Annotated in this window: 6 protein-coding genes and 1 pseudogene; 3 read left to right on the forward strand and 4 right to left on the reverse strand. The window is 66.0% G+C overall.

Features of this window, described 5'->3' with window-relative positions:
• Together ACFWF3_RS28000 and ACFWF3_RS28005 are read left to right on the forward strand one after the other, a co-directional pair.
• Positions 1 to 206: pseudogene (locus ACFWF3_RS28000) on the forward strand (hypothetical protein); the annotation flags it as partial.
• 69 nt (positions 207 to 275) lie between these two features.
• Positions 276 to 677, forward strand: coding sequence for a nuclear transport factor 2 family protein (locus tag ACFWF3_RS28005; RefSeq protein ID WP_358182305.1), 402 nt, complete (start codon positions 276 to 278; stop codon positions 675 to 677).
• A 19-nt stretch (positions 678 to 696) separates the two neighbouring features.
• On the opposite strand, the gene ACFWF3_RS28010 is transcribed toward ACFWF3_RS28005, so the two are convergent.
• The 3 genes from ACFWF3_RS28010 to ACFWF3_RS28020 form a co-directional block, all read right to left on the reverse strand.
• Positions 697 to 1,824: a YeiH family protein gene (locus tag ACFWF3_RS28010; RefSeq protein WP_379316431.1), complete on the reverse strand. Its 1,128-nt coding sequence runs from the start codon at positions 1,822 to 1,824 to the stop codon at positions 697 to 699.
• A complete protein-coding gene (locus tag ACFWF3_RS28015; protein WP_266290015.1) occupies positions 1,824 to 1,958 on the reverse strand; it encodes a hypothetical protein in 135 nt (44 codons plus the stop codon). The genes ACFWF3_RS28010 and ACFWF3_RS28015 overlap by 1 nt, the downstream gene beginning before the upstream one ends.
• A 134-nt stretch (positions 1,959 to 2,092) precedes the next feature.
• Entirely contained in the window at positions 2,093 to 2,227 is a 135-nt protein-coding gene (locus tag ACFWF3_RS28020) for a hypothetical protein (RefSeq protein ID WP_378988163.1), read from the reverse strand.
• Between the two features lie 148 nt (positions 2,228 to 2,375).
• Here ACFWF3_RS28020 and ACFWF3_RS28025 point away from each other — a divergent pair, with 148 nt between their 5' ends.
• The gene (locus ACFWF3_RS28025; protein WP_378988166.1) at positions 2,376 to 2,579 is read left to right on the forward strand and encodes a hypothetical protein; all 204 of its coding nucleotides are present in this window, start codon (positions 2,376 to 2,378) and stop codon (positions 2,577 to 2,579) included.
• Between the two features lie 76 nt (positions 2,580 to 2,655).
• Here ACFWF3_RS28025 and hisG read toward each other — a convergent pair whose 3' ends face one another.
• Positions 2,656 to 3,684, reverse strand: a complete 1,029-nt coding sequence (hisG, locus tag ACFWF3_RS28030; protein WP_379316434.1) for an ATP phosphoribosyltransferase — start codon at positions 3,682 to 3,684, stop codon at positions 2,656 to 2,658.
• Positions 3,685 to 3,686: the final 2 nt, after the last annotated feature.

A 3,686-nucleotide genomic window follows, 5' to 3' on the forward strand; every position in this document is an offset into this window, starting at 1 on the left:
GCATCCTCACCGCGCTGTGGCAAGCCATCATCGACGCGGGCCGAACCGGGGACTTCCCGCCCACTCGCAACTCGATGTGCAAGTTCTGTGACTTCAAGCCCCTGTGCCCCGAGTACGGCGGCACGCCACCGCCCTACCCGGGCTGGCCGGTCCAGGCCCCGGCCCCTGCCGACCTGGTGACAGAACGTCTCCCCGAAGACGTATGACCGCACTCACTGTCCGGGTTAAGCTGCACACACCCTATGCAACTCGTTGAATATGAGGTGAGCTGACAGATGCATCCTTTCCGCACGGCGGTCGAAGCACGAGACGAAGCGGCCATCGAGGCATTGCTGGCCGAGAATGTGGTCTTCACCAGCCCTGTCGCCTTCCAGCCCTATCCCGGCAAGGCCATCACCGCGGCCATCTTGCGCGCGGTGATCCGCGTCTTCGAAGACTTCCGCTACGTGCGCGAGATCGGCGAAGGGCGCGATCACGCCCTGGTGTTCGAGGCCACCGTGGACGGCAAACAACTCACCGGGTGCGATTTCGTCCACCTCGACGAGGACGGCAAGATTGACGAACTGATGGTGATGGTCCGTCCGCTGTCGGCCGCGACCGCACTGGCCGCGCGGATGGGCGCGCAGTTCGAACAGATCAAGGCCGAGGCGACCGCGAGCAGCCGGGCTGATTCCTGAGGCTGCCCGCAGCGGGCACTCAGACCGCGAAGTCGCGGAACAGCAACACCGAAAGACCCAGGCCGACGGCGAGATTCACGACCGCCGCCGATCCGAAGACCACGATCGGCCGCCACCCGGCTTCGCGCAGCCCGCGCAGCGAGAACTCCAGGCCGATGGAGACGAAGGCCAGGATCAGGAACCAGGTGCGCAGGTCGTTGATGACGGCGATGTGCGCGGCGCCGGTCTTCTTGTCGACCGACTGCAGATACAGCGTGCCGATGATCGAGGCGGCGATGAACCCGAGCACGAATTTCGGGAACCTGGCCCAGAATTCGCCGAGGCTCGGACGAGCGGCGCCCTCGGTACGATCCACGCGGAACGCGAACCAGGCGGTGAGCGCGATCGCCACGAGACCGATGAGTGCGTTCTGCGTGGTTTTGACGATCGTCGCGATCTGCAACGACTGCTCACCCGCCAGCGCACCCGCGGCAGCCACCGCGGCCGTGGTGTCGATATTGCCACCGATCCACGCGCCTGCCACCGCATCGGAAAGCCCGAGAACATCAGCGAGCCAAGGCAACAGGAAGATCGACGGCAGCGCGAAGATGATCACCAGCGACGCCGCGTAGGCGATCTGCTCGCGTCGTGCCTGCACCGCACCCGCCGCCGCGATGGCCGCGCTCACCCCGCAGATCGACACCGCCGACGACAGCAGCGCCCGCAACTTGTCGTCGAGACCGAGCACCCCGCCCAGCCACCAGGTGAACCCGAAGACGATGGTGATCAACGCCAGCGCCTGCACGATCGACGGAGCGGCCGCTGTCACCAGAATCTTCAGATTGATCGAAGCGCCGAGCAGCACCACCCCGGTCTTGATGAAGAACTCGGTCCGGAAACCGGCCGAAAGCCGGTCCCGCAGGCCGATCTTGCTCAGCACCACATTGCCGATCAACCCGATCGCGATCGCGTACACCGGATACTCGACCGTCTTCGCGACCCGCTTGAAGGGTGTATCCGCGGCCCACTGCGGAACATGGGTGTCGAAGAACCGCGTCAACGCGCCCAGCGCCAGCACCAGCACGATCCCGGCCACGATGTCGCGCACCGCAGGCCGCGCATTCGCCTGCAACGCCGCGGTTTCCGACGTCGTCCCGGTCTCCCCCATCACGGCACCAGCCAATCAGGGATCGCGCCGACCAGTACCAGACCGATCAGGACGAGCCCGACGACGGTAGCCAACCAGTCTTCGTTCCAGCTGAATGCGCTGCCCGGCCGAGGCTCGGGCTGTGTCTGCGACACGGTGACTCCTTGCTGTTCCTCATCGAGAAAACGCAAGGTAGCAACGGAATCGCGAGGGCACACCGATTGCGTTCAGCCTGAGCGGATCTCGCCGCTGACCACATGATCGGTTGCATGATGTACGAGGGGCAGGCCTACTGCAGGCGACGATCCTCTTCTTCTTGCAGGCGGCGGCGTTCCTCTTCGCGCTCGACCTGCTCCTTCTCGATCTTCTCTTCGTGCTCGTTCTTGTTCGACATGTTCGCCCCGATCACTGATTGTCCGGACAAATCTGCGATTCCAGCCTACTCGCGGCGAGGTATCCATCGCGGGGTCGAAGCGACCACGACTACCCTCGGTCCGTAGGGGAATCCCCTCGGTAGCGACCTGTCGGTGCACCGCCGTCGCGGGTTGTCATCCATCGAGCTGAGGAGACAGATGAATCGCACCATGTCCAGAGCCGTGGCCGTCGCGGCTGTCGCGGTGTCGATCGGGATCTACCCGACCGTGGCATCGGCCGAGACGTCAGCGGGGCCGCGGATTGCGCAACCGGTGATCGGCGGTTACCCGACGGCGCCGTTCGACCCGATCTGCCCGTTGTGCTTCATTCGTGAGGCGCTCGAGAGTCTGTCGGCGAAGTAGGAACGCCGAAAGCTCCACCTGCACGAAAGCCCCTCACCTGGATGAACACAGGTGAGGGGCCTCCGGTCGTCAGGGCTCAGAAAGCCCGGCAGGAGCGGATGTCGGTGGCGAGGATGGCCTTGGCGCCGAGGTCGGCGAGGCGGTCCATCAGTTCGTTGCCCTGCTTGCGGGGAACGAGGGCGCGCACGGCGACCCACTCGGGATCGGTCAGCGGCGAGACCGTCGGTGACTCCAGCCCGGGGGTGATCGCGACGGCCTGGTCGAACAGCGACTTGGGGCAGTCGTAGTCGAGCATCAGGTACTGCTGGGCGAAGACGACGCCCTGGATGCGGTTGATGAGCTGGTTGCGGGCGCGGTCGTCGCGGTCGGACCCGGTGCGTTCGATGAGGACGCCTTCGGAATCGCACAGGGACTCGCCGAACGCGACCAGGTTGTGCTGACGCAGGGTGCGCCCGGATCCGACGACGTCGGCGATGGCGTCGGCGACACCGAGCTGGATCGAGATCTCGACTGCGCCGTCGAGGCGGATCACCTCGCCGTTGAGGTAGTCGTTCTCGATGATGGACTGCGCCAGCTGCGCGTACTCCGGCGACTGCCCCATCCGCTTCGGGTGGGGGACCTGCGTGCTCCAGTGGGCCTCCAAGCGATCGGCGGCCTTGCCGTAGGCGGGGGTGTTGAACGTGCCGGGTGCGATCGTGACGACCCGGATGCCGAGCGGGGACAGGTCGCGGGCCGCGACCAGGGTCATGCCGACCACGCCGCCTTTGGCCGCGGCGTAGGGGAGCTGGCCGATCTGGCCCTCGTAGGCCGCGATCGAGGCGGTGTTGACGATGACGCCGCGACTGCCTTCGTCGAGCGGTTGCTGCTTGGCGATGGCGGCGGCCGAGAGCCGCAGCACATTGAACACAGCGGTCAGGTAGAACTCGATCGTGGTGCGGAAGCCGTCGAGCGCGAGCGGGCTGCCGTCTTTGCCGACCAGTCGTCCGCCGCTGGCGGGGCCGCCGTGCGTATCGACCGAAATCCGCAGCGGGCCCAGGGTTTGCGCCTCGTCGATGGCGGCCTGAACGGACTCCTCGCTGGTGGCGTCGGTGTGCACATAGCGGATAC

Origin of the sequence: Nocardia sp. NPDC060220 (genome assembly GCF_042727815.1) — a bacterium.
In the GTDB taxonomy this organism is placed as follows: domain Bacteria; phylum Actinomycetota; class Actinomycetes; order Mycobacteriales; family Mycobacteriaceae; genus Nocardia.